Origin of the sequence: Pseudomonas sp. MIACH, from assembly GCF_001269925.1 — a bacterium.
In the GTDB taxonomy this organism is placed as follows: domain Bacteria; phylum Pseudomonadota; class Gammaproteobacteria; order Pseudomonadales; family Pseudomonadaceae; genus Aquipseudomonas.
Map to the genome: position 1 here is coordinate 194410 of NZ_LHVO01000046.1, position 24756 is coordinate 219165.

Here is a 24756-nt window from a genome sequence, read left to right on the forward strand (position 1 = left end):
AGGTATCGATGAATGTCTGGATTTCTTCATCAAGTGGCCTGACCGTTTCTTTTTGGTCTCCATCCTGATTCGGCTATACAGGTTGTCGGGGGATGGCTTGCGTTGTGTCAAGGCTGATAGGTCGGGTCAGCTCTCTAACCCGGGCAATATCAAATCTGCGCTGCGCCATTGCCTCGATATCAAAGACACCGACGTTATATTTTGGTCCCGTCGACGCGCTGCCAAAATGGTCGAGTCCTTTGCCGACTTTGCCACTGTTCAGTGTTTTTTCCAGCCCGGCTTTCATTGATGTTTCTGAATTGAATGTCGCCAACCCATAGTTGGGATCGTAATAAAACCAGCTTTTTTTGCTGGCGTCGGCGGGGTCGAACCTAACCCCCGCGAGCATGCCATGATTTTTCGTGCCGATCAGCAAGGTCTTCGAAGTCTCGGCGTTACCCAGTATTGTGCCGATGTCCTCGTAGGGCATGAGTGTGCCTGAGGTTCCGGTTTGAAAGGTGTGTTGTCTGTCTACGTTAGCTTGCAACGCTGACAGGTCTGAGATGAATTTGGAACCGCCAGCGGACTTCGGGTTGGCCATGGCAATATTCACGTTATCGATCAACGTGTTTTCGGTGCCCTCCGAGAGCGCGAGCGCCATCGTATTGGACAGGGCAGCACATTCACCTTGTGAGCCTGGTTGTGTCAGGGCAAGATAAAAGCCTTGGGACATTCCACGACTGGTTCCGCCCGCACCCTCTACTTCTCGTTTGAAATTCTCCATGTCGATGCGTTTTTCGGCAATGACGAGTCTTTCCCGTTGCCGAACCAGGCTTCCCACTTGTTCGGCACTTAGCTGGGTGTCTGCGATCAGTTGTCTGATTCGGTCTTTGCCCATTCTGCGGCGGTAGCCAGGTATAGTTTCCGGTTTCAAGCTGTTGTAGCCGGCGTTAAAGGCTTGCTCATCTCTTAGCTGCGCGTTCATGACGTTGATCTCGAATCTGGCGGGTATATCCGGATCGGAGCTGGCACCGGTAAAAAAGTCAAACAGGCCATTGACGTTGCGATGGTTATTTTCGGGCACGAACCCTTCTAGCGCAGGCCCGTCAGCCGCCATTGTCAGGGGGTTATAGGCATACCACTCGTCGTTCTCGAAAACGGCCGTGAGCTTGACAAGTGCAGAGGTCTCGCCATTTCTCACCGTGCCATCAGCCATGTCCGCAGTCGGGACAAACGCCTCTCCAATTGGCTTTTTATATTGGCCGCCCTGCATTCGGCTCACGGAGCTGAACGCCTCCTCGGTGCCGGTGCTAGTCAGGTCTTTGAGCTCAATGCTTTCTGCTTCCTTGGTCCCAAACCTTTCGATGAATTTTGCCGAGGCCTTGGCGGCTGCCCACGCCGTCCCGGATTTAGCCACAGTCCAGAGTTTGCCTGCACCCTCCGTGGTAACGTAAATCGCAATATCAATGGCCAGATCCCTTGCGGCCTCCACGTATTTGCCTTCGGTAATATCTACAACGCTGTCGACTCCCGGCAGTGCGCCTAGAACGTTCAGGAGGAAGTTATCCGATTTCGAGCCATCCTCCAGGTTGTTCTCTCCGCGATGGATAGCAACAAGGTCGGGTTTGCGCAGGTATACCGAGTCAACCAGTATCTGCGACAGCGTGTCGAATCTAGCGCTGTCGTAGGGGGGGCGGAGGTCTGCGCTGCGCTCAGGAAGATCGACCCTTTCCCACATGGCTTTTTCAGGGGGATCGGAGGGAACCATGAGCAGATATTGGCTGCCTTCCTTCAAGACAACATCGGATTTGACGCCCGGTTTCGGTTCTGCACCCGTTTTGAAGGCTTCAGCATCGATGGCCAGGTTGACCTTCTGACCGAGCTCGATCGATGGGGCAATATCAGGGATACGGACGATATGCCCTGAGGCCGGGTAAACCGCGAAATTTCGGCTTACCCCTTGGTATAACGAATTCAACACGACGCCATTACCGGCGCCTTCCACTTTCAGGTACTCCACCGTGCCGAAGTTGAGGCTATTGCGTTCTTCCAAAGGCAGCTTGCTGAACATGTCCTTGAGCTGGGTGATGGTGTGGCGCCGACGCAGGAGGAAGTCTTCTTCGAATTGCTTGTCGAATTCCGCAGTGATGTCAGGCAGGTTGTGAGCTTGCGCAGACACCGCGTTGATGTCCAGCCCCCGCCGCCTCAGATCAAAATGTTCGGACAGGCGCCCCGCCTCATAGGCTTCTACGATGCTTGTCTGGATGTCGGAAAATATCCCCGCGCGAGTTGTCATGATGTCCCGGCTCTCGAAGTCGATGGCCGAACCATATTGTTTTCTCAGCGCGTCAAGGGCCATTGGCCTTCTGTTTGGCGGCTCAAAGGTACGCAGGTAGCGTTTGGCTTCAGAAACTTCGCCAAGTTGTTTGTCCAGCTTCTGCTGGCTGCTGAGGAGCTGTTCGAGGGTGTATGGGGCCTCTTCATTTCTGACGATGTGGTTGTTCATGACCGCCCAATCCAACACCGGGTTCATCTGGGCGACAGACTGCAGTTGGGCTTCACGGTCGTTGATGGGGCCGATGCGATGAAGATCCATGACCTGCTGGAAGGTCATGTCCGCAGCCGCCCCGGGAGCGTTCAGTTCGATTCGATTGACGGCGGTGGTAAAGCTCACCCATTCGGTCGAGCCCATGGTTATGGTCGATGGCACATCGTTAACCAGCAGATGGGGCGCAGCGCCCGTCATCAACAGGCGCGCGGCCACTGGCGCAAGGTTTGCCTGGATTTTTCGATTATCGATCAAGTGTTTGTTGAGTCGCTCACGAATCTTGTCCGTGCCCAATCCCCAGTTATCCGACTGCATCAAGTCAAAGCCCGCCAGGCTAGTTCGGGAGGTCCCGGCTGCTGGGTCAAGCTCCAGCACCATGGCGGACAATAGCCATTGTTTAAGGCTGGTGACGGTTGCGGCGCCTTTCATCTCGGTTTGCAGGTGGGTGGCGAGTTCAAGGGCGCCATCGCTGGAGAGCAACTGGTCCAGCGCTTGGAACGGGCTGCTGGTGTTGAGGTTGGGGACTTGAGCGCTCAGGTAGCTGAGGAGATCGGTGTGGGAACCAATGGCGTTTTTAACGAACGCGCTCATTTTGTCGCGTTGGGCGGGGCTCAGGGGCAGGTCGGTGGAGAGAAACCCCCAGTTGTTCCCCAGGGCCGGCGCCTGCGGTATCGGTGTTTGCAAGGCGCGTAACAGGTTATCGACCTGCGCTGCCGTCTTCGCCTCGTACCAACCCTGATCCGCGAGGAATTTCTGCACGGTCGTCACGCCTTTAGGGCGGTGTGAGGAGCCCTGATCGACAATGAAGCGGGTGGTGTCGTCGTTGTCGATATTGCCGTGTTTGAGCTGACTGATCAGTGCATAGCGATCATTGCTATCCGCCAATGCGATTTTTTGCTGATTCAGCCCATTCACCATTCGTTGCGGGTCGTCGGGGCTCGCTGGGAACTTCTTCAGGCTGTCCAGCAACGTCATGCTACGTTCGAATACGCGGCTGCGCGGGTCTGTAGGGAGGCTATAAAAACGGCCCACCCATTCCAACGGCGCGTTGCTGCTGCTGGCGTGAGACAGCGTGATCGGCTTTCCAGGTGTCGCGAATACCGAGGCGGCGGTCAGTACCGGCGCCAGCACGTCGAAATGCTCGGGGTACTTTTTCGCAAAGTCAGCGGCAGTAAAACGCTGGTCAACACCGTTGACTTTGCCGATCAAGGCCTCGTCCCTGGAGTCAAAGCGCAGGGAAGTCAGATCAACGTTGTTTTTCTCGGCCCACTCGGTGAAGCCACGGGCCTTGATGGCTTTGTCCAGGTAACTGCGCCGTTGGCCGAACAGGCTGTTAGCCGGAATCGGCCCGACCATCTTTGTCGAGGCTTGGGTGGGGTTGTTTTCCAGCTCGCGCATTGCGTTGAGCGTAGTGGCGGCCAGTGCGCTTTCGGCGCTTGCCAAGGCGTCTTGCGGGGATATTGCACTGCCCGTTGTTGCGCTGGAGCGGGGCTCGACAGCCGCGGCCAGGGTTTCAAGTTTAGAGAGGGGCGAGGGCGCGTCGGCACGCTGTTGCCTGATGGCGTATTGGCGCTCACGTACACCTTTAGAGACGTTGTCGCCCGTGCTGGGGTCAATGAGTGCCTTGAAACCATTGTTACGGGTCATCTCGGTACTTCGATCAAGCAGCGATACCAGCTCGCGTTGACGCCAGTCGCCTTGTTGACCGTTTTGCTGGCGAGGGATCTCTTCGTTGTAAAACCTCATGACCTCAGACAGCGATGCAGAGGGTGGGGAGGGGTATCGAACAGCGAGATCCGATCCAGCGGCCATCTGCTGGACGGCATCTTTTATCGCTACCCAGGCATCACTCCATCCCGAAAGATCGTTCACGCTAAAGCGCGCGTCGTTGCCGTTCGCCTTAGCCGTCAGCTCACCGGTGACGGGGTGGATAGCGATGCTGCCGGGCTCAACGGTGTTCTCTTGTACAAAGGTTGTAAAGGCACTGCCGGCCAGTGCATCCAGGAGGTTTTTGCGTACCTGGTTGAAGGTCGAATACTCCGGAATCTCTTTGAGCATTGGCGGGAATTCTTCGCCTTCGACTCGGGCTTGAGGGGCGAGTCTCATCACGGCCTGGCTGCATTGTTGCGCCAGGGTTCGATCGGCGTCCTGGACCTTTCGTGCCGCAGTTGAAGAGGTGAACCTATCAAGGCGTTGCGTCAACTGATCCGGCGGTAAATTCATAAGCCGCTGACTGGCTTCGCTTTGTCGCTGTTTGACCGGGGCGTAAACGGTCGCGTAGTGCGGGTCGGTGCTGCTGAGGGCGTGGAAGGTACCCTCGCGCAGCAGTTGTCCGATGCTGAACAGCGTGTCGTCGCTTCGTATACCGCCCAGTTGCAGGCCGTAGAACGAGGCGATGTTGTCAGCCGATGCGTGTTCGCGGTCGTGGAAAGTAATAACACCTTGCTTACCGTCGAGGACTTTTCTGGCGGCGCTGATGACCCCGGCCGATGCGGCTGCCCAGTCTGTGTCCCGATGCAGCGAGAGGTCGACCGGCACGTTGTTGCGCATTTCGCTCAGTTGTCCCCTGGAGTCGATCATCAATCCGCGAACATCGATCTTCCTGGCCTCGGCAAACGATTTAAAGGGTTCCGAGTGCAGCGCGTCGGCAAGTTCGGTCCAGGCCTGGCCGAAGGTTGAGTCCGCCGGCACAGCAACCTGGTCTTGCACAGCAATGGGCCGATTGGTTTCGGCTGCGAGCCGCTGTCGCATCAAACTATTGGCCACACCTATGGCCAACTGCCTGTCACCACTGTCGATCAAGGCATCGGTGAATTGGCGAACCGCCGCATTGCGCGTAGCGGAGGCCGGTTCAGAGGCTTGCAGATCTCGGCGTAAGCGCAACGGGGCAGGACGAGTGTTCGGAGTGTGGGATGCCGAACTGTCGAGTATTTCCTGAATAAATTGAGCGTAGGTTTTTTGCGAGTCAATGGCGCTTGGCTGGTTCAGGAGTTGTTCCACCTGATTGCGCAGCGCGGTGTCCGTCAGCGGCTCATGGCTGCTTTCAATCAACTGGCCGGTGCGCTCGGCTACGCTGGGTTGCTCCTTTGTCACGGCGAACCTGAGCAATTGCTCGATACGTTTGCCGGCTGGCGCCGGTTCATCACTCGATTGCGCGGACGCGGGGAACGTTTGAATATCCTTGAGGCGTTTATGAAAAAACTCGATGACTTGAGAGGCTACTGAACCTATGGGGGGCGTGGACCGATTCAGCGCGCTTGGAGTAGTGGTGCTGACAGTGTGTGACGGAGTAAAGCTGATCATGGGACTGCCCTTTTACCTACGTATTTATAAGTACGGCCTCTCAACTGATACAGAGAGGTACTTCAATACGTGGCCAAGGGGCTGATGGGCGTTCCTACGCCGAGGGGTGAGTAGGTTGCAGGATTTGTAAGCCGGTGTGCAGATTGGTCAGGGCAGGTTTTTTTCGGTGGACTGATGCTTTTTCACGGATAAGAAAGTGGTTAGAAGCGTTCGCGTGAAGCCTGGGGGATAGCGCCGTGATTCAGCCACAGCGCTTTCCCTGGCCTTGCGGTCTATCCGCCGGTATACCCATGGGAATAGGGGGCCTTCGGTTTTTCGATAAGTTGTTCCATCCATTTTGCGTCCAGCGGGTTAATAGGATTGCCCCCATACACAATCTTCAGATTTTCGCGGCTCCATAGGGACATGACTTCGCTCAATTTCTGTGTGTACAGGCGGGCTGGGCAGGCGATATCTGCCCAAGGATCGACAATCCAGGCGTCCCTCCAAGCGGCTTCGGAAAAGTCTGGCGTGCCTGGGGGAAGCGTGGAAGGACCTCCGACGACGGTGAACGAATGGGCGGACGAAGCCCCCCATTCGTAAGCCCTGCCGCCGCTTTTTTTAATGATGTCCTTGGACAGCAAGGCCATTTCTCCACAGTTGCCAGCGCCGGCTTTCAAGATCAGGCTCGGGCGGTTCACGGCATGTTCCGGCACGGTTCTGCGTAACCATTCATTGGTCATGTTTGCGGCATCTGCGCGTGCCTTGTCCGCTGTTGAGCGGATGATATTGGCGGGTCCCAGCCCGGTTGCCTTCATGGCCCGATTCACGCTGTTTTTCGCTTGGACGGCATAGAACTCGTTTTTCCGTTCTGGCGTCCAACTGTTGAAGCCGTCGGGTTCGGTCAACTTGGACACTTGGTTCGGCCGCAACGCGATATTCGGTTTGCTTATCGCCTTGGTCTGCTGCAGCTGATAGATCACTTCGCGCTGTTGTTCGTGAGTAAAGTCTTTGCACGACGCTTTTAATGTATCGATGTCCTCTTTCAGGAAACCGGACCGCGCCAGCTCTTTGAAGGCTGAATCCAGTTTGGGCAAGGCAATGAAGTTGGCATCAAACGGCATCTCAGTGACACCTTGCCGTGTACTGAATGCGTTGCGGTAACCCTCGACCAGGGAAAAGTCGCGGGGTGTGCATTTGTTGAAAGTCAGTTCGCCGGTGGGGGTGCCACTCAGTTTGGTGTAGTAGAACTCTGCGGTATCAGCCTCTACCACCAGGTAGTTGGTTTTACCGTCGGCTGCCTTCACCACCACCCCTCGAAGTTCACGTTTGTCATTACAGCCATCGCTGATTTTGTTGAGCTTGACCACACGGGTTTCGCTGGCCAGGGAACCACTCGCTTGTGCGCCGGAAAAGCCAAAATTGGGATCGTGTTTCAGGCTGCCGGTGATCTGCGATTTGTAGGCGATGGGCGTGCTCTGAGGCATCGGGACCAGTTGGGGGCCCATGTCGCCATCGACCATTTTGTATCGACGGCGCTCGAAAATGACAAATTGATCCCGCCTCAACAGACCTGGCGCCGAGGGGAACAGCCGCTGGTGCTCAAGCGCCTGAAGTTCCTGGCGCGACGTGTCGGTAACGACCTCTATTTCTTTGGAAAAACATGTGTTACTGACTCCGCGCCTGACCCTGTCCTGTGCAACGGTAGGGGCTGGACAGGTCGCTTCAAAACCCTCCAGCGGCTTGTAGTGATCGGCTGATTCCAGATCACTCAGCACGCCAGGGTTGCGGGTGTCGTAACGGTAAACCTTGCCCTCATTGACCACATCAAAGCCATGGCGACGTGGCAGGGTGTAGGCGTCGGCGGCCAGTGGCTTTTCCGTGACCAGCGCTTGAGTGCCGTCTGAAAAGGTTTCTCGTCTTACAGCTGACGACGTATCAGAGATGAAGCCTTCCAGGGCCGGCCCGTAAGCGGTCATTGTCTTGGCGTCGTAGGCGTACCATTCCCCCGCTTGACGCACCGCAGTGAGCCTGATCTGTTGCGCGCTGCCGGGTTGAATAAGCGCGCCATCGGCCCTGTCGGCCGCCATGTTCCATTCACCGTCCGCCTGTTCCACCAGAGGGCTGCCCTGCAGACGGTTGACGGCGTCGGACGACTTCGCAGTACTGGCGGCAGTCACGTCTGTAACCGCCATTGAGGCGACGGCTGCTTCGGCCGCGGATTGAACGACATTTTCTCCAAGCCTGACGGCTGCACGTTCGAAGGCACCCATCGCGACTGACCACACCTTTCCTAATGCACCGGGAAAGACAATGCTCAGCGCATCAAATAAGAGGTCCCGGCCCGCCTCGGCGTAGTTGCCTTCGTAAAGGTCTTCGACGCTGCTGACAACGGGGACCATGCGCGCCAGGACGTTGAGCCGTTCAAGAAAGGTGGGGCCTTTTGTTTCCAAGGGGTTGTAGCCATGGTTGATCGCCTTGTACTCGTCTTTGCGCAGGAAGTGCGAGTCGACGCTGGTTGTGGCAATTTTCTCCAGTTGCTCATTAGAGAACGCGGGCGCCGAGTTTGAGCGGGTGTCGCCGAATGTGGCCAGACCATCATTTATGAGCTTCCCATTTACCAGCGTGACCGGTGTGATGCGGTCGACGATCACGTTTGAGGTGATTGCGTCTCGTGGCGCCGCCGCTGAGCTGAAGGCGGTGAAGTCCAACGGCAATGCATGGGGGCCTTCATCGGCGCCGTCATAAATCTTGCCGAAAGCCTTATTCGTGCCGCCCAGGGGCATGGGGTTGGGTAAGTTCGAGAGTATTTTTACAGTGCCGGCATCGGGAAAAAGGGCGACATCGGTGATGCTTGCGTCTTGCCCGGTCGCACGAATCAGCAGGCCGTGGCTGCCTTTTTTACCGGTTTTGGCGCTGAGGTTTTGCCATGTGCTGGTGTCTGATTCCCGAACGCTGTAGTACTCAATCTTGCCGTTGGCCAGATGGTTGCGGACCTCTGCCGGGAGCCTGCACAGCAAGTCTTTGATGATCACAATCGAGTGAGCACGACGAGGGACGAAGTCGCTTTCGATCGCCGCGTCGTACTGCGCATTGACGTCGGGCAATTGGCTCGCCTGATCATGCAGTTGCTGGATAGGGATACGCGTATCCCTGGCTTCCCAGGCAGGAGTATCCGCGCCACTTGTCAAACGATCGATCAGGTTTGTTGGCCTGTACGTATCCCCCAATTGTCCGGCTTCATAGGCTTCGACCACGCTCGCCATGGTGCCGTACAACTGATCGCTTTCTCTCCATAGACTTTGTTGTTCATAGGGCACCCCCTCACCAAATTTCTGTTTGAGGTTCTCAAGTGCCAGGGCGCGTCGGGTGGGTACAGGAAATTCGTTGATGTAGCGTTTGGCATCTGCCACGGCAGCGGTTTGCTCACCCAATGCCTTGACACACGCTTGCAGCAGCTCCGGCGTGTATTGGTCATTGGCAGTCCTGCTGATGACACCATTGATGATCCCCCAATCAATCAGAGGGTTCATTTGCGCCCTGAGCAATTGCAGCTGTTCTTGGGGGGAGAGAGGCTTGATCTTGTGGAAGTCCATCACCTGCTTGAAGTTCATGTACCGCGTGGCCCCGGGCGCTGTTTGTTCGATCCGGTCTACGGCGGTATGAAACATTGCCCACTGGGGTGTGCCCTGAATAATGGACGGTGGCAGATCTTTGACCAGAAACTGCGGCGCAGCACCTGACATCAGCAAATGGGCCGCAATCATTGCCTGTTGAGACGGCACGTCGCTGGCGTTGGGCTGATCAAAGTGGCGTGCAAACTGTTGGCGTATTTCATGTGCCGGTCGCCCCCAGTTTTGCACCTGCATGAAGTCATAACCCGCGACACGATTGCGTTGCGTGCCGGCTGAGGGATCGAGTTCCAGTACCAGAGCGGTCAACAGCCACTGTTTGAGGCTGGTCGTAGTGAATGCACCCTTCATCTCGACTTGCAGATTCGTGGCCAGTTCCAGCGCGCCGTCACTGGAGAGCAGTTGGTCCAGCGCTTGTGCAGGGTCACTGCTGAGGCGGGGGACTTGGGCACTCAGGTAGTCGAAGAGGTTGGGATGGTTGCCGATGGAGCGTTTCACGAACCCACTAACGGCTTCGCGCTGGACCGTGCTCAGGGGGAGATCCGTGGCAAGAAAACCCCAATTATTGCCCAGTGCCGGCGCCTGCGGCGTAGGTGTCTGCAGAGCCTGTAACAGGTTATCGACCTGCGCCGCCGATTTCGCCTCGAACCACCCCTGATCCGCGAGGAATTTCTGTACCGTGGTCATGCCCTTAGGCTGATGGGATGAATCCTGATCGACCATGAAGCGGGTGGTGTCGTCGTTTGAGATATTGCCGTGTTTGAGCTGATCGATGAGTGCATGCCGATCATTGCTGTCGCCCACTTCACTTGTTTGCCGGTTCAGCCATCTGACGATTTGTTCTGGATGCCTGGGGCTGTTCAGAAAGCTCTTCGTACGACCCAGTTGCACCGAGCTGGCGTCGAATGAGGCGGTACTTGGGTTCGAGTTGATGCCATAAAAATTGCACACCCATTCCAATGGCGCGCTGTTATTGGCGTGAGCCAGCAGTATCGGGGTGTCCCGTGCGAATGTCTGGGCGGCGGTCACCACCGGCGTGAAGACATCCAAATAGTCGGGGTATGTTTTCGCAAAGTGGTCGACTGTAAAACGTTGGTCAACGCCGTTGACCTTGCCTATCAGCGCGCTGTCTTTAGGGTCGAATCGCAGAGAGGTCAGTTCAACGTTATGGGTTCCAGCCCATTGCGTAAAACCTCGTCCGTTGATGGCTTTGTTCAGGTAACTGTGCCATCGACCGAACAGGCTTTCAGTTGGAATCGATTCGATCATTTTCGACGAGGCTTGACCCATGCTCGCTTTCAAATCATGCATTGCCCGGTGCGTGGCGACAGCCAGCGCGCTGTCGGCAGTTGCCAGCGCTTCTTCTGCTGATATTACGCTGGCCGCTGTCGCGCTCGGATCGGCTTCTACCGCTGCCGCGAGCGTTTCAAGGTTTGAAAGAGGGGCGGGCATTTCGGCAAGCTGTCGCGTGACGGCGTACTGTCGTTCCCTTACAGCAATGGATTGGGCGTCGCGCGTGCGGGTGTCAGTGAGCGCCTGGAAACCGTTGTTATGGGTCATCGCGATGCTTCGATCCAGAAGCGAGATCAGCCCGGGTTGTTGGCCGTTGGGTTGGCGAGGAATCTCTTCGTTGTAAAAGCTCATGACCTCGTGCAGCGATGCAGAGGGTGACGACGGGTATCGAACAGCGAGATCTGCCCCAGCGGCCATCTGCTGGATGGCCTCTTTTATCTCTGTCCAGACATCACCCCATCCCGAAACATCGTTCACGCTAAAAGAGCGGTTGTTGCCATTCACCTTGCCCGTGAGCTCACCGGTGCCGGGGTGGATACGAACGCTGCCGGGCTCAAGGTTGTTCTCTTGTGCAAAGGCGTTAAAGTCGCTGCCGGCCAGCGCAGCCAGGAGGTTTTTGCGCACCTGGTAGAAGGTCGAATACTCCGGAATCGCGTTGAGCACCAGCGGGGGCTCGTCGCTTTGGGCTCGGGCTTGAGGTGCGAGTCGCATCAGGGCCTGGCTGCACTGCTGCGCCAGGGCTCGATCGGCTTCCTGGACCTTTTGCTCCACGGTTGACGGTGTGAACTGCTCAAGACGCTGCTTCAACTGATCCGGCGGCAAATCCATGATCCGTTGGCGGGCTTCTCCTTGTCGCTGTTTGACTGGAGCGTAAACGGTGGTGTAGTTCGGATCGGGCGTGCTGAAAGCGTGGAAGTTGCCTTCGCTTAGCAGTTGTCCGACGGCAAGCAGTGTGTGGTCGCTTTCGATTTGACCCAGTTGCAAACCGTAGAAAGCCGCGATGTTGTAGGCCGACGCCAGATGGCGTCCGTGGACATCAACGGCCAGCGAAGTGTTCCCGGCGACTTTTTTGACCGCGGCCAACACCGCCCCTGACGCGGCTGCCCAGTCCGCGTCGTTACCCAGGATGAAGTCGGCAGGAGGCTCCTTGCTTGTCTCGATCAGGCGGCCCTCGGGGGTAATTGTCAGTTGGGAGATATCGAGCTTCCGGGCCTCGGCAAACGATTTGAACGGTTCCGAGTGCAGGGCGTCAGCCAGTTCCGTCCAGGCCAGGCCGAAGGTTGAGTCGGCCGGGACGGTAACCCTGTCCTCGGCATCGCTGGGGTGATCTTTCTCGACGGCAAGCCGTTGGCGCATCAAGCTATTGGCGACACCTAACGCCAATTGCCGGTCCCCCCTGTCAACCAAGGCTTCGGCGAACTGGCGAATGGTTGCAACGCGTGGGGTGGATGTCGATGAAATATCACGCAGCTTTCGGCTCAGGCGCGTCGGGGCAAGGTGAGTGTTTGGGGCGCTGGGCGATGCGCCATCCTGTATTTCCTGAGTAAGCTGGGAAATGCCTTGAGGTGTCGCTGAGCTTGCAGGTTTTGTGGGCGGATTCAGTTCGTTTTGAGTGAAGGCGTTTGGCGTGTGCGAGGGTCGAACATTGATCATGGAACTACCTTATGCCGGCGTATAAATGAGTACCTCCTGTTGCTCACAGAGAGAGGCACTTCGCTAAGTGGCCTAGGGCTTGTTCTACGTTCCTGTTGGCGTGCGGGGGGGCGACACACTTTGTAAGCACCTGTTTGAATGCCGTGTCAGGCCAGGTTCTGTTCGGTCAGCCGCTGCACCGCCAGGCGCCGGTAGTGGGAAGGCGTCATGCCCTTGAGCTGCTGAAAGCGTCGATTGAAGTTGGAAATGTTATTGAAGCCTGACTCGAAGCACACATCCGTCACGGCCTTATCGCCATCGGCCAGCAGTTCGCATGACTTGCTGATGCGCAGGCGATTGACGAATTCGATAAATGTGCGGCCGGTGGCCTGCTTGAACACCCGGGAAAAATACGTCGGCTTCATCCCCAGGTATTCGGCCACTTCTTCCAGGGGCAACTCCCGCGCGTAGTGGGCGAAGATGTAATCCACCGCGCGGTTGGTGCGATCGATGCTGTGTTCATCGGCCAGTTGCGGCGTGGTCACGCCGGAGAGCAGTTGGTAGTCCTCACACGCGCTCAATACTTCCAGCAGGATGAAAAAGTGCCCCAGGCGCGCCATGCCCCGGGCGTCCTCGATGCGTTGCATCAGGGTCATCGCCTGGGCGATGGTTTTCTTGCAGCGAAACTCGATGCCGTACTGCGCGCGCTCCAGCAACGGTGCAAGCATCTTCAGTTCGGTGAAAATGTGGCTGCCCTGCTCGAACAGCTCATCGGTGAAGTTCACCAGCATGTCGCGCTTGGGCACCACCTCGTCTTCCTCGACCTGGCTGATCCAGTTGTGGGGCAGGTTGGGGCCGGTGAGGAACAGGCTTTCCGGGTAGAAATTGCCGATGTAATCGCCAATGAACACCTTGCCGGAACTGGCGACGATAAGGTGCAGCTCGTATTCCTTGTGGAAATGCCAGCGCACCAGCGGGCAGGGGAAACCATGCTGGCGATAGATGATGGACAGACCGTTGTGATCGTCCATCAGCTCGTAGGAAGGGTCGGTGATACGCGTTGCTCGGGTCATGCTGCCGTCGCTTTATTGTGGGTGCTGCTGGGGATAATGCCCCCTCGCGCACGACCTCGCCAGCACCACGGTTTACACGGTACGGTTTTTTGCCTCGATCCATTGGGACATGTATTGCGTACTTTTATGCGCATGGTGGCGCAGCATGCTGCCGGTGAAGTTGTCACGGCGGTGGGCGGCGAGCTGGCTGCGACAGCGTTCCAGGCACGCTACCAGCGCAGGCCCATGGATGCCTTGGTCATAGCGGCGCGCCAGGAGCTGGCGGCCGTGCTCCTGGGCCTGGGTCCAACGCTCGCGGTCCTGGTACAAGCTCACGGCGGCGGCGGCCAGGGCGGCGGCGCTCTGTGCGATCACGCCCGGCCATGGCTGTTCATCGCCCATGGCCTCGGCGCCCACCGGCGTGGTGATATTGGGCGTGCCGCAGAGCATCGCATCGGCCAGCTTGCCCTTGATGCCGGCGCCAAAGCGCAGGGGCGCCAGGCAGATTCGCGCAGCGCTCATCACTTGCAGGGCATCCTCGGCCCAGTTCATCACGTGAAAGCCTTGCGCCGGGTTGTGCAGTGCGGTGGCCTTGGGCGGGGTGTAGGCACCATAGACATGCAACTGGGCGCCCGGCAGTTGCTGGCGAATCAACGGCCAGAGGCTGTTCTTCATCCACAGCACGGCGTCCCAGTTCGGCGCATGGCGGAAGTTGCCGATGCTGAGGAAGTGCGCACGCTCTTCAAACGGGGCAAAGGCCTCGGTAGGCGGCGTCATCATCAATGGGCACCCGTGGAGCAGGGCGGCAGGCACCTTGAACTGTTCGGTGAGCAGGCGGATTTCCACCTCGGAGATCATCAAACTGATGTCGCAGCGGTAAATCGCGGCGATTTCGCGCTTGGCCAGGTCGGTGTCGGCCATCCGCTGGAATTCTTCCTCCAGCGCCGGGGCGAACAGTGCGGTGAAGTCGTCGCTGTCCGGATGGGCCTTGAGATGCTCCTTGAGGCGCTGGTGACGAGCGTCGCGCAGGCTCTGCAGGTCGGAAGTTTCCAGCACGCGCAGCGCGTCGGGGCAGCATTTCTCCACGCGCCAGCCAAACTGTTCTTCCATCATGAAACGGTCGAACAACACGATGTCGGGGGCCAATTCGCGGATAAAATCGTCAAAGCTGCTGTTATTGAGCTCAATCGCACATTCGGCGATGCCCAGCGCAAGCAAGTCGGCTTTGTGCTCGCCCAGGGTGGCGGGGCTGCTGAAGGTTATTTCCCAACCTTGTGTAAGGAATGCTTCCAAAATCTGCATCATGTGCCCGCCCGCGGCCGAGGAACGGGGCTCCGGCCAGACGTAACCAATGACCAGGACTTTGGTGGCGGGCTGATTCATCGGCAACGGTTTCCTTGAGGGGCAGGCGCAAAGCGCGCAATTAAACCACAACCGGGTGGCATGACAATTTGTGTCTGGCGGTAGGTAGCCACGGTACTTTGTGGTTAACTTCGGCCTCTCGAATTCGTTTAACCAAAACCCAGCATAAGGATTCTATTCATGGCTCAAGTCACCCTTCGTGGTAACCCTGTCCAGGTTGAAGGCGAATTGCCGCAAGTCGGCTCCAAAGCTGCAGACTTCACCCTGACCGCCGGCGATCTGTCGGACGCGACCCTGGCCACCTTCGCCGGCAAGCGCAAAGTACTGAACATCTTCCCAAGCGTTGACACCCCGACCTGCGCGACTTCGGTACGCAAGTTCAACGCCCAGGCCAACGAGCTGAACAACACTGTGGTGCTGTGCATTTCCTCGGACCTGCCGTTTGCCCAGGCGCGTTTCTGCGGTTCTGAAGGCCTGGAAAACGTGAAGAGCCTGTCGGACTTCCGCAGCGCCGCGTTCTCTCAGGACTACGGCGTGGACATCGTTGACGGCCCGCTGCGCAGCCTGACCGCACGCGCTGTCGTGGTACTGGACGAAAACGACACTGTGTTGCACAGCGAACTGGTTTCGGAAATCGGTCAAGAGCCGAACTACGAAGCCGCACTGGCTGTTTTGAAGTAACTGTTTAGGCGCATTACTGTCGTTTTGCAGTAACGCGTTTGGTACATGATTGCGGCCTGGCCTAGTCCAGGCCGTTTTCTTTTTTGGCTCAGACGTTTAGCGAAATAGCCAACGGACTAGGCCGCAGAAGTTAAAAGTTGTAAGCCCAAGGTAAATAGCCGGTAAAGGCGCTTTTCTTAACGCGCTCCAGTGCTTATCTTTCAGCCTCCCGAAGAAGAAGCTCTCGCGCCCAATGGTTGATCACTCCATGCAATCCTCCCCCCGCAACTCCCGCCGCTGGCTGTTCGGCCTGCTCGTGCTGCTGGTTATCGCCGGTCTGTGCTGGAAATTCTGGCCAAGCGGCGCCGCCCACAAAGACGCACCGGCCGGGCACACCGGTAAAACCGGCATGGCGCGCCCGGGCTTCGGCGGTTCCACCGGCCCGGTGCCGGTACGTGTGGCGCCGGCGGTGCTGGGGGAGTTCCCGGTGTACTACAAAGCCTTGGGCACGGTGACCGCGCTCAACACCATCAATGTGCGCAGCCGAGTGGGCGGCGAGCTGGTGAAGATTGCCTTTGAAGAGGGGCAGATGGTCAAGGCCGGCGACCTGCTGGCCGAGATCGACCCGCGCAGCTACCAGAACGCCTTGCTCCAGGCCCAGGGTACGCTGATGCAGAACCAGGCCCAGTTGAAAAACGCCCAGGTCGACGTGCAGCGTTATCGCGACCTGTACGCCCAGGACAGTATCGCCAAGCAGACCCTGGACACCGCCGAAGCGCTGGTCCTGCAATACCAGGGCACGGTCAAGACCAACCAGGGCGCGGTGGACGACGCCAAGCTCAATCTCGAATTCACCAAGATCCGCGCACCGATCAGTGGCCGTGTAGGCCTGCGCCAGGTCGACGTGGGCAACCTGGTGGCCGCCAACGACACCACCTTCCTCGCGGTGATCACCCAGACCCAACCGATCAGCGTGGCCTTCACCCTGCCGGAAAACACCCTCGAAACCGTACTCGCCCGTTATCACGCCGGTAACAAGCTGCCCGTGGAAGCCTGGGACCGTGGCGACGTGAAGCGCCAGGCCACCGGTGTGCTGCAAAGCCTGGACAACCAGATCGACGTCACCACCGGCACCCTGAAATTCAAGGCACGTTTCGATAACAAGGACCAGGCCCTGTTCCCCAACCAATTCGTCAACGTGCATTTACTCGCCGATACCCTGCACAACGTGGTGCTGGCGCCATCTGCGGCGATTCAGTTCGGCAATACCGGCACCTTTGTCTACAAGCTCGATGGCGACAAGAAGGTCAAGGTCCAGCCGCTGGTGGTGGGTGACACCGATGGCGAGAACACCGTGATCAAGGAAGGCCTGGTGGCCGGCGACCGCGTGGTGCTTGAAGGCACCGACCGCCTGAAGGAAGGCAGCGAGATCGAAGTGGTCAACGACAGCAGCGAAGTGCCGACCACCCCCACCGAACACCTGCAAGGCAAGCCTGCGGCTAAAGGGGAGACCGGCGCCAACGCCGGCAAGGCGCAAAAGGTCGGTTCATGAACCTGTCGCGGCTGTTTATCCTTCGCCCGGTCGCCACCACGCTGAGCATGCTGGCCATTGTCCTGGCCGGCATCATCGCGTATCGCTTGCTGCCGGTATCGGCCTTGCCCCAGGTGGACTACCCGACGATCCGGGTGATGACCCTGTACCCCGGCGCCAGCCCCGATGTGATGACCAGCGCGGTCACCGCGCCGCTTGAACGCCAGTTCGGGCAGATGCCCGGCCTGACCCAGATGGCGTCCACCAGTTCCGGCGGTGCGTCGGTACTGACCCTGCGTTTCAACCTCGACATCAATATGGATGTCGCCGAGCAACAGGTGCAGGCCGCGATCAACGCCGCCACCAACCTGCTGCCCAAGGATTTGCCGGCGCCGCCGGTGTACAACAAGGTCAACCCGGCGGATACCCCGGTGCTGACCCTGGCCATCACCTCCAAGACCATGCTGCTGCCCAAGCTTAATGACCTGGTCGACACGCGCATGGCGCAGAAAATCGCCCAGATCAGCGGCGTCGGCATGGTCAGCATCGCCGGTGGTCAGCGCCAGGCCGTGCGCATCAAGGTCAACCCCGAAGCCCTGGCGGCCAACGGCTTGAACCTGTCCGACGTGCGCACCCTGATCGCCGCGTCCAACGTCAACCAGCCCAAGGGCAACTTCGATGGCCCCACGCGGGTGTCGATGCTCGATGCCAACGACCAGTTGGTGTCGCCCCAGCAATACGCCGAGCTGATCCTGGCCTACAACAATGGCGCGCCTTTGCGTCTTAAAGACGTGGCACAGATCGTCGACGGCGCGGAAAACGAACGCCTTGCCGCCTGGGCCAACGAAAACCAGGCCGTGCTGTTGAATATCCAGCGCCAACCGGGCGCCAACGTGATCGAGGTGGTCGACCGCATCAAGGCGCTGCTGCCGAGCATCACCGACAACCTGCCGGCCGGCCTCGACGTGACGGTGCTGACCGACCGCACCCAGACCATCCGCGCCTCGGTCACCGACGTGCAGCACGAATTGCTGATCGCCATCGCCCTGGTGGTGATGGTGACGTTCCTGTTCCTGCGGCGCGTCAGCGCCACGATCATTCCGTCGATTGCCGTGCCGCTGTCGTTGGTGGGCACCTTTGGCGTCATGTACCTGGCCGGGTTCTCCATCAACAACCTGACGCTGATGGCCCTGACCATCGCCACCGGGTTTGTGGTGGACGATGCCATCGTGATGCTGGAGAACATCTCCCGCTATATCGAGGAAGGGGAGACGCCGCTGGCCGCCGCGCTCAAGGGCGCCAAGCAGATCGGCTTTACCCTGATTTCCCTGACCCTGTCGCTGATTGCCGTCTTGATCCCGCTGCTGTTCATGGCTGACGTGGTGGGGCGGCTGTTCCGCGAATTCGCCATCACCCTGGCGGTGGCGATCCTGATTTCCCTGGTGGTGTCCCTGACGCTCACGCCGATGATGTGCGCGCGTTTGCTCAAGCGCGAACCCAAGGAAGAAGAACAGAGCCGTTTCTACAAGGCCAGCGGCGCCTGGATCGACTGGCTGATCGAAGCCTACGGGCGCAAGTTGCAATGGGTGCTCAGGCACCAGCCGCTGACCCTGCTGGTGGCCATCGCGACCCTGGGCCTTACGGTGGTGCTGTACCTGGTGGTGCCCAAGGGCTTCTTCCCGGTGCAGGACACCGGGGTGATCCAGGGGATCTCCGAGGCGCCGCAGTCGATTTCCTTTGCTGCCATGAGCCAGCGCCAGCAGGAATTGGCGAAGATCATCCTCACCGACCCGGCGGTGCAAAGTCTATCGTCCTATATCGGTGTGGATGGCGATAACGCCACCCTCAACAGCGGCCGTTTGCTGATCAACCTCAAGCCCCACGGCCAGCGCGACTTGAGCGCGGCCCAGGTGATCACCCGCCTGCAACCGCAAATCGACAAGCTGGTGGGCATCCGCCTGTTCATGCAGCCGGTGCAGGACCTGACCATCGAAGACCGTGTCAGCCGCACCCAGTATCAATTCAGCATGTCCTCGCCGGACGCCGACCTGTTGGCCCTGTGGAGCGGCAAGCTGGTGCACACACTGAGCCAGATGCCGGAGCTCACAGACGTCGCCAGCGACCTGCAGGACAAAGGCCTGCAGGTGTACCTGGTGATCGACCGCGACGCTGCCTCGCGCCTGGGCGTCAGTGTGTCAACCATCACCGATGCCCTGTATGACGCGTTCGGCCAGCGGCAGATTTCCACCATCTATACCCAGGCCAGCCAGTACCGCGTGGTCTTGCAGGCCCAATCGGGAGAAACCCTGGGCCCGGCGGCGCTGAACCAGATCCATGTGAAAACCACCGACGGCGGGCAGGTGCGCTTGTCCAGCCTGGCCCATGTGGAACAGCGCCAGGCGCAGTTGGCAATTGCGCATATCGGCCAGTTCCCGGCGGTGATGATGTCGTTCAACCTGGCCCCTGGCGTTGCGCTGGGCAAAGGCGTGGAACTGATCAACCAGGCGCAGAAGGACATCGGCATGCCGGTGGGCGTGCAGACCCAGTTCCAGGGCGCGGCCCAGGCGTTCGAAGCGTCGCTGTCGAGCACCTTGCTGCTGATCCTGGCGGCAGTGGTCACCATGTACATCGTGCTGGGTGTGCTCTATGAGAGCTATATCCACCCGATCACCATTCTCTCGACCTTGCCGTCGGCAGCGGTAGGGGCCTTGCTGGCCTTGCTGCTCAGTGGCAATGACCTGGGCATGATCGCGATCATCGGCATCATCCTGCTGATCGGCATCGTGAAAAAGAACGCGATCATGATGATCGACTTCGCCCTCGACGCCGAACGCAATCAGGGCCTGGACCCGCAGACCGCGATCTACCAGGCGGCGTTGCTGCGCTTCCGGCCGATCCTGATGACCACCCTGGCCGCGCTGTTCGGTGCGGTGCCGTTGATGCTCGCCACCGGCTCCGGCGCGGAACTGCGCCAGCCCCTGGGCCTGGTGATGGTCGGCGGCTTGCTGGTGAGCCAGGTGTTGACCTTGTTCACCACGCCGGTGATCTACCTGTACTTCGATCGCCTTGGCCGCCGCTGGCGCAAAGAGCCGCAAAGCCTGGAGCCGGTTGAGTCATGAACCTGTCCGGACCTTTCATTCGCCGGCCGGTCGCCACCCTGCTGCTGAGCCTGGCGATCATGTTGCTGGGCGGTGTCAGCTTCAACCTGCTGCCGGTGTCGCCGCTGCCACAGATCGATTTCCCGGTGATCGTGGTCTCGGCCAGCCTGCCGGGCGCCAGCCCCGAGGTGATGGCATCCACAGTGGCCACGCCGCTGGAGCGCTCCTTCGGCACGATTGCCGGCATCACCACCATGAGCAGCAATTCAAGCCAGGGCTCCACCCGGGTGATCCTGGCGTTCGACTCCGACCGGGACATCAACGGCGCCGCGCGGGAAGTGCAGGCCGCGATCAATGCTTCGCGCAACCTGCTGCCCAGCGGCATGCGCAGCATGCCCACCTACAAGAAGATCAACCCGTCCCAGGCACCGATCATGGTGCTGTCGCTGACCTCGGACGTGTTGCAGAAGGGCCAGTTGTACGACCTGGCCTCGACCATCCTCTCCCAAAGCCTGTCCCAGGTGCCGGGCGTGGGCGAAGTGCAGATCGGCGGCAGCTCCCTGCCTGCAGTGCGTATCGAACTGGAGCCCAAGGCCCTCGACCAGTACGGCGTGGCCCTGGACGACGTGCGCAACACTATCGCCAATGCCAACCAGCGCCGGCCCAAGGGCTCCCTGGAAGACAGCGAGCGCAACTGGCAGATCCAGGCCAACGACCAGTTGGAAAAGGCCAAGGACTACGAGCCGCTGCTGATCCGCTACCAGGACGGCGCCGCCCTGCGCCTGAAGGACGTGGCAAAGATCAGCGACGGCGTCGAAGACCGCTACAACAGTGGCTTCTTCAACAACGATTCGGCGGTGCTGCTGGTGATCAACCGCCAGTCCGGCGCCAACATCATCGAGACCGTCAGGCAGATCAAGGCACAGCTGCCGGCCTTGCAGGCGGTGCTGCCGTCCAGCGTCAAGCTCAGCCTGGCGATGGACCGTTCGCCGGTGATCACCGCCACCTTGCATGAAGCCGAGATGACCTTGCTGATTGCCGTGGGGCTGGTGATCCTGGTGGTGTACCTGTTCCTCGGCAACTTCCGCGCTTCGCTGATTCCAACCCTGGCGGTGCCGGTGTCGTTGGTGGGCACGTTCGCGATCATGTACCTGTACGGTTTCTCGCTGAACAACTTCTCGCTGATGGCGCTGATCCTGGCCACCGGCCTGGTGGTGGACGATGCCATTGTGGTGCTGGAGAACATTTCCCGGCATATCGACGCCGGCGTGCCGCCGATGAAAGCGGCGTACCTGGGGGCCGAGGAAGTCGGCTTTACCTTGCTGTCGATGAACGTGTCGTTGGTGGCGGTATTCCTTTCGATCCTGTTCATGGGCGGGATCGTCACCAACCTGTTCCGCGAGTTTTCCATCACCTTGTCGGCGGCCATCATCGTGTCGCTGATCGTGTCGCTGACGTTGACGCCGATGCTCTGCGCCCGTTGGCTCAAGCCCCACGTAAAAGGGCAGATGACCGGCCTGCAACGCTGGAGCCAGAAGATCAACGACCGCATGGTCGCCGGCTACGCCACCAGCCTGGACTGGGTGCTGCGCCACCGCCGCCTGACCTTGCTCAGCCTGTTGCTGACCATTGGCGTGAACGTGGCGCTGTACGTGGTAGTCCCCAAAACCTTTATGCCGCAACAGGACACCGGCCAATTGATCGGTTTTGTGCGCGGCGATGACGGCCTGTCGTTCAGCGTCATGCAGCCGAAGATGGAAACCTTCCGCAAGGCGGTACTCAACGACCCGGCGGTGCTCAGCGTGGCCGGCTTTATCGGCGGCAACAACGGCACCAACAACGCCGTGATGCTGGTCCGCCTCAAGCCCATCAGCGAACGCAAGGTGTCCGCCCAGGCGGTGATCGAGCGTCTGCGCAAGGATGTACCGCTGGTGCCGGGCGGGCGCCTGTTCCTGATGGCCGACCAGGACCTGCAATTTGGCGGCAGCCGTGACCAGACCAGCGCGCAGTATTCCTACATCCTGCAAAGTGGCGACCTCGCCGCGCTGCGCCTGTGGTACCCGAAAGTCGTGGCTGCGCTGCGCGAGCTGCCGGAACTGACCGCCATCGACGCCCGTGAAGGGCGCGGCGCGGCCCAGGTCACGCTGATTGTCGACCGCGACCAGGCCAAGCGCCTGGGCATCGATATGGACATGGTCACCGCCGTACTCAATAACGCCTACAGCCAGCGGCAGATCTCCACCATCTACGACAGCCTCAACCAGTACCAGGTGGTGATGGAGGTCAACCCCAAATACGCCCAGGACCCGATCACCCTCAACCAGATGCAGGTGATCACCTCTACCGGCGCACGGGTGCCGTTGTCGACCATTGCCCATTACGAAAACAGCCTGGCGGATGATCGCGTCAGCCACGAAGGCCAGTTCGCCTCGGAAAACATCGCTTTCGACATGGCGCCCGGGGTCACGGTGGAGCAGGGCACGGCGGCCATCGAGCGGGCGATTGCCAAGGTTGGCCTGCCGGAAGATGTGATCGCGAAGATGGCCGGCACCGCCGATGCATTTGCCGCCACGCAGAAGGGCCAGCCGTTCATGATCCTCGGCGCGCTGGTGGCGGTGTACCTGGTGCTGGGCATTCTGTATGAGAGCTACATTCATCCGTTGACGATCCTCTCGACCCTGCCGTCGGCCGGCGTCGGCGCCATGCTCGCCATCTACCTGACGGGGGGCGAATTCAGCCTGATTTCCTTGCTGGGCTTGTTCCTGCTGATCGGCGTGGTGAAGAAGAACGCGATCCTGATGATCGACCTGGCCCTGCAGCTGGAACGTAACGAAGGCATGGGGCCGCTGGAATCGATTCGCAGCGCCTGCCTGTTGCGTCTGCGGCCGATCCTGATGACCACGCTGGCGGCCATCCTCGGCGCCTTGCCCTTGCTGCTGGGCACCGGCGATGGCGCGGAAATGCGCCATCCCCTGGGCCTGACCATCATTGGCGGGCTGATCTTCAGCCAGGTCCTGACCCTCTATACCACCCCGGTGGTTTACCTCTATCTCGACCGCGCGCGCCACCGCTTCAACGCCTGGCGCGGCGTGCGTACCGATGCTGCCCTGGACACTGCGCTATGACCGATTCAACTAACGCCAATGCACTGCGGTCTTCCGACACGGCACTCATCCCCGTAGGAGCGAGCTTGCTCGCAAAAAAACGGCAGGCCCCGCGTTCATTCAGGCTCGGCGCGTTATCGTTAGCGACCTTCGCGAGCAAGCTCGCTCCTACAGTGGGGTTGGCGTTATTGCTCAGCGCCTGCGCCGTCGGCCCCGACTACCATCGCCCGGAAGTCACCGAGCCTGCGCAATTCAAGGAAGCCCAGGGCTGGCGCCAGGCTACACCTAGCGATTCCCTGGCCCGTGGCGCCTGGTGGGAGTTGTATGGCGACCGCCAACTCAACGACCTGGTACTGCGCTTGAACAATTCCAACCAGACCGTGGCCCAGGCGGAAGCGCGTTTTCGCCAGGCCCAGGCCCTGGTGCGCAGCTCACGCGGGGCGTTTTACCCCACCGTCGACCTGAGCGCCGGTAAAACCCGTGCCAGCCAGGGCACCGGCAGCAGCAGCGCCAGCCTCAGCAGTTCCAGCAGCGGCATCCGCGACACCCTCAATGCGCAGCTTGGCGTGAGCTGGGAAGCCGATATCTGGGGCAAGTTGCGCCGTGGCCTGGAGGCCAACGAGGCCAGCGCCGAAGCCAGCTCGGCAGACTTGGCGGCGATGCGCCTGAGCCAACAGTCGGAACTGGTGCAAAGCTACCTGCAACTGCGGGTGATGGATGAACAGACCCGCCTGCTGCAAGCCACGCTGGACACCTACCAGCGCTCCCTGCAAATGACTGAAAACCAGTACCGCGCCGGGGTTTCCGGCAAGGACGCGGTGGCCCAGGCGCAAACCCAGCTCAAGACCACCCAGGCCAGCCTGATCGACTTGATCTGGCAGCGCGCCCAGTTGGAAAACGCCATCGCCGTATTGATTGGCGAAGCGCCCGCCAACTTCAACCTGGCGGTGAGCAATGACATCCCGGCACTGCCGCAGATTCCCGTAGGCCTGCCGTCGCAATTGCTCGAACGTCGCCCGGATATCGCCTCGGCCGAGCGCTCGGTGATCGCCGCCAACGCCAATATCGGCGTGGCCAAGGCCGCCTATTATCCGGACCTGACGCTGAGCCTGGCCGGCGGCTACTCCAGCAGCACCTATGCCGACTGGATCAGCCTGCCGAACCGCTTCTGGTCGGTAGGGCCGAAACTGGCCATGACCCTGTTCGACGGCGGCCAGCGCTCGGCGGAAGTCGACCGCACCGTGGCGTCCTACGACGAAACCGTGGCCAAGTACCGCCAGACCGTGCTCGACGGCTTCCGTGAAGTGGAAAACTACATGGTCCAGCTCAAGGTGCTGGAAGACGAGGCGGTGGTCAGCAACGAAGCGCTTGAGGCCGCGCGTGAATCGCTGCGGTTGACCCAGAACCAGTACAAGGCCGGGCTGATTGCCTACCTGGATGTGGTGACAGTCCAGGCCACCGCCCTGAGTAATGAGCGCACCGTGTTGACCTTGCTGCAAACGCGCCTGGTGGCCAGCGTGCAACTGATCGCCGCACTGGGCGGTGGCTGGGATGGGCAGACGCCGATTGCCGAGAAGGATTGA

At 59.6% G+C, this 24756-nt stretch carries 9 protein-coding genes; 5 read left to right on the top strand and 4 right to left on the bottom strand.

Annotated features, from left to right (window positions below; all coding sequences use genetic code 11):
• Positions 1-73: 73 nt before the first annotated feature.
• The 4 genes from AD670_RS17990 to AD670_RS18005 all read right to left on the bottom strand — a co-directional run bounded on the left by AD670_RS17990 (position 74) and on the right by AD670_RS18005 (position 14801).
• On the bottom strand, positions 74-5830 hold the full coding sequence (locus tag AD670_RS17990; protein WP_053135221.1) for a hypothetical protein: 5757 nt from the start codon (positions 5828-5830) through the stop codon (positions 74-76).
• Between the two features lie 272 nt (positions 5831-6102).
• Complete coding sequence (locus AD670_RS17995) at positions 6103-12387, bottom strand: hypothetical protein (RefSeq protein ID WP_156338262.1); 6285 nt, start codon at positions 12385-12387, stop codon at positions 6103-6105.
• 146 nt (positions 12388-12533) lie between these two features.
• Positions 12534-13439, bottom strand: coding sequence for an AraC family transcriptional regulator (locus tag AD670_RS18000; protein WP_053135227.1), 906 nt, complete (start codon positions 13437-13439; stop codon positions 12534-12536).
• 72 nt (positions 13440-13511) lie between these two features.
• The gene (locus AD670_RS18005) at positions 13512-14801 is read right to left on the bottom strand and encodes a glycosyltransferase (protein ID WP_053135230.1); all 1290 of its coding nucleotides are present in this window, start codon (positions 14799-14801) and stop codon (positions 13512-13514) included.
• 159 nt (positions 14802-14960) lie between these two features.
• On the opposite strand from AD670_RS18005, the gene tpx reads away from it, so the two are divergent.
• From tpx to AD670_RS18030, 5 genes are all read left to right on the top strand, one after another.
• Positions 14961-15461, top strand: a complete 501-nt coding sequence (gene tpx, locus AD670_RS18010) for a thiol peroxidase (RefSeq protein ID WP_053135232.1) — start codon at positions 14961-14963, stop codon at positions 15459-15461.
• A 232-nt stretch (positions 15462-15693) separates the two neighbouring features.
• Positions 15694-16992 carry an MdtA/MuxA family multidrug efflux RND transporter periplasmic adaptor subunit gene (locus tag AD670_RS18015; RefSeq protein ID WP_053135235.1) on the top strand — a complete coding sequence of 433 codons (1299 nt, stop codon included), beginning with the start codon at positions 15694-15696 and terminating at the stop codon, positions 16990-16992.
• Positions 16989-20090 (top strand): MdtB/MuxB family multidrug efflux RND transporter permease subunit, encoded by a 3102-nt coding sequence (locus AD670_RS18020; protein ID WP_053135238.1) that lies wholly within the window; start codon positions 16989-16991, stop codon positions 20088-20090. Before AD670_RS18015 ends, AD670_RS18020 begins: the two co-directional genes overlap by 4 nt.
• Entirely contained in the window at positions 20087-23194 is a 3108-nt protein-coding gene (locus AD670_RS18025; protein ID WP_053135241.1) for an efflux RND transporter permease subunit, read from the top strand. The genes AD670_RS18020 and AD670_RS18025 overlap by 4 nt, the downstream gene beginning before the upstream one ends.
• A complete protein-coding gene (locus AD670_RS18030) occupies positions 23191-24756 on the top strand; it encodes an efflux transporter outer membrane subunit (protein WP_053135244.1) in 1566 nt (521 codons plus the stop codon). Before AD670_RS18025 ends, AD670_RS18030 begins: the two co-directional genes overlap by 4 nt.

Bases quoted from the DNA above. Each gene is read 5' to 3' on its own strand.
- AD670_RS18025 (WP_053135241.1), top strand. From the start codon at position 20,087: ATGAACCTGTCCGGACCTTTCATTCGCCGGCCGGTCGCCACCCTGCTG.
- tpx (WP_053135232.1), top strand. From the start codon at position 14,961: ATGGCTCAAGTCACCCTTCGTGGTAACCCTGTCCAGGTTGAAGGCGAA.
- AD670_RS18030 (WP_053135244.1), top strand. From the start codon at position 23,191: ATGACCGATTCAACTAACGCCAATGCACTGCGGTCTTCCGACACGGCA.
- AD670_RS18005 (WP_053135230.1), bottom strand. From the start codon at position 14,801: ATGAATCAGCCCGCCACCAAAGTCCTGGTCATTGGTTACGTCTGGCCG.
- AD670_RS18020 (WP_053135238.1), top strand. From the start codon at position 16,989: ATGAACCTGTCGCGGCTGTTTATCCTTCGCCCGGTCGCCACCACGCTG.
- AD670_RS18000 (WP_053135227.1), bottom strand. From the start codon at position 13,439: ATGACCCGAGCAACGCGTATCACCGACCCTTCCTACGAGCTGATGGAC.
- AD670_RS17995 (WP_156338262.1), bottom strand. From the start codon at position 12,387: ATGATCAATGTTCGACCCTCGCACACGCCAAACGCCTTCACTCAAAAC.
- AD670_RS17990 (WP_053135221.1), bottom strand. From the start codon at position 5,830: ATGATCAGCTTTACTCCGTCACACACTGTCAGCACCACTACTCCAAGC.
- AD670_RS18015 (WP_053135235.1), top strand. From the start codon at position 15,694: ATGGTTGATCACTCCATGCAATCCTCCCCCCGCAACTCCCGCCGCTGG.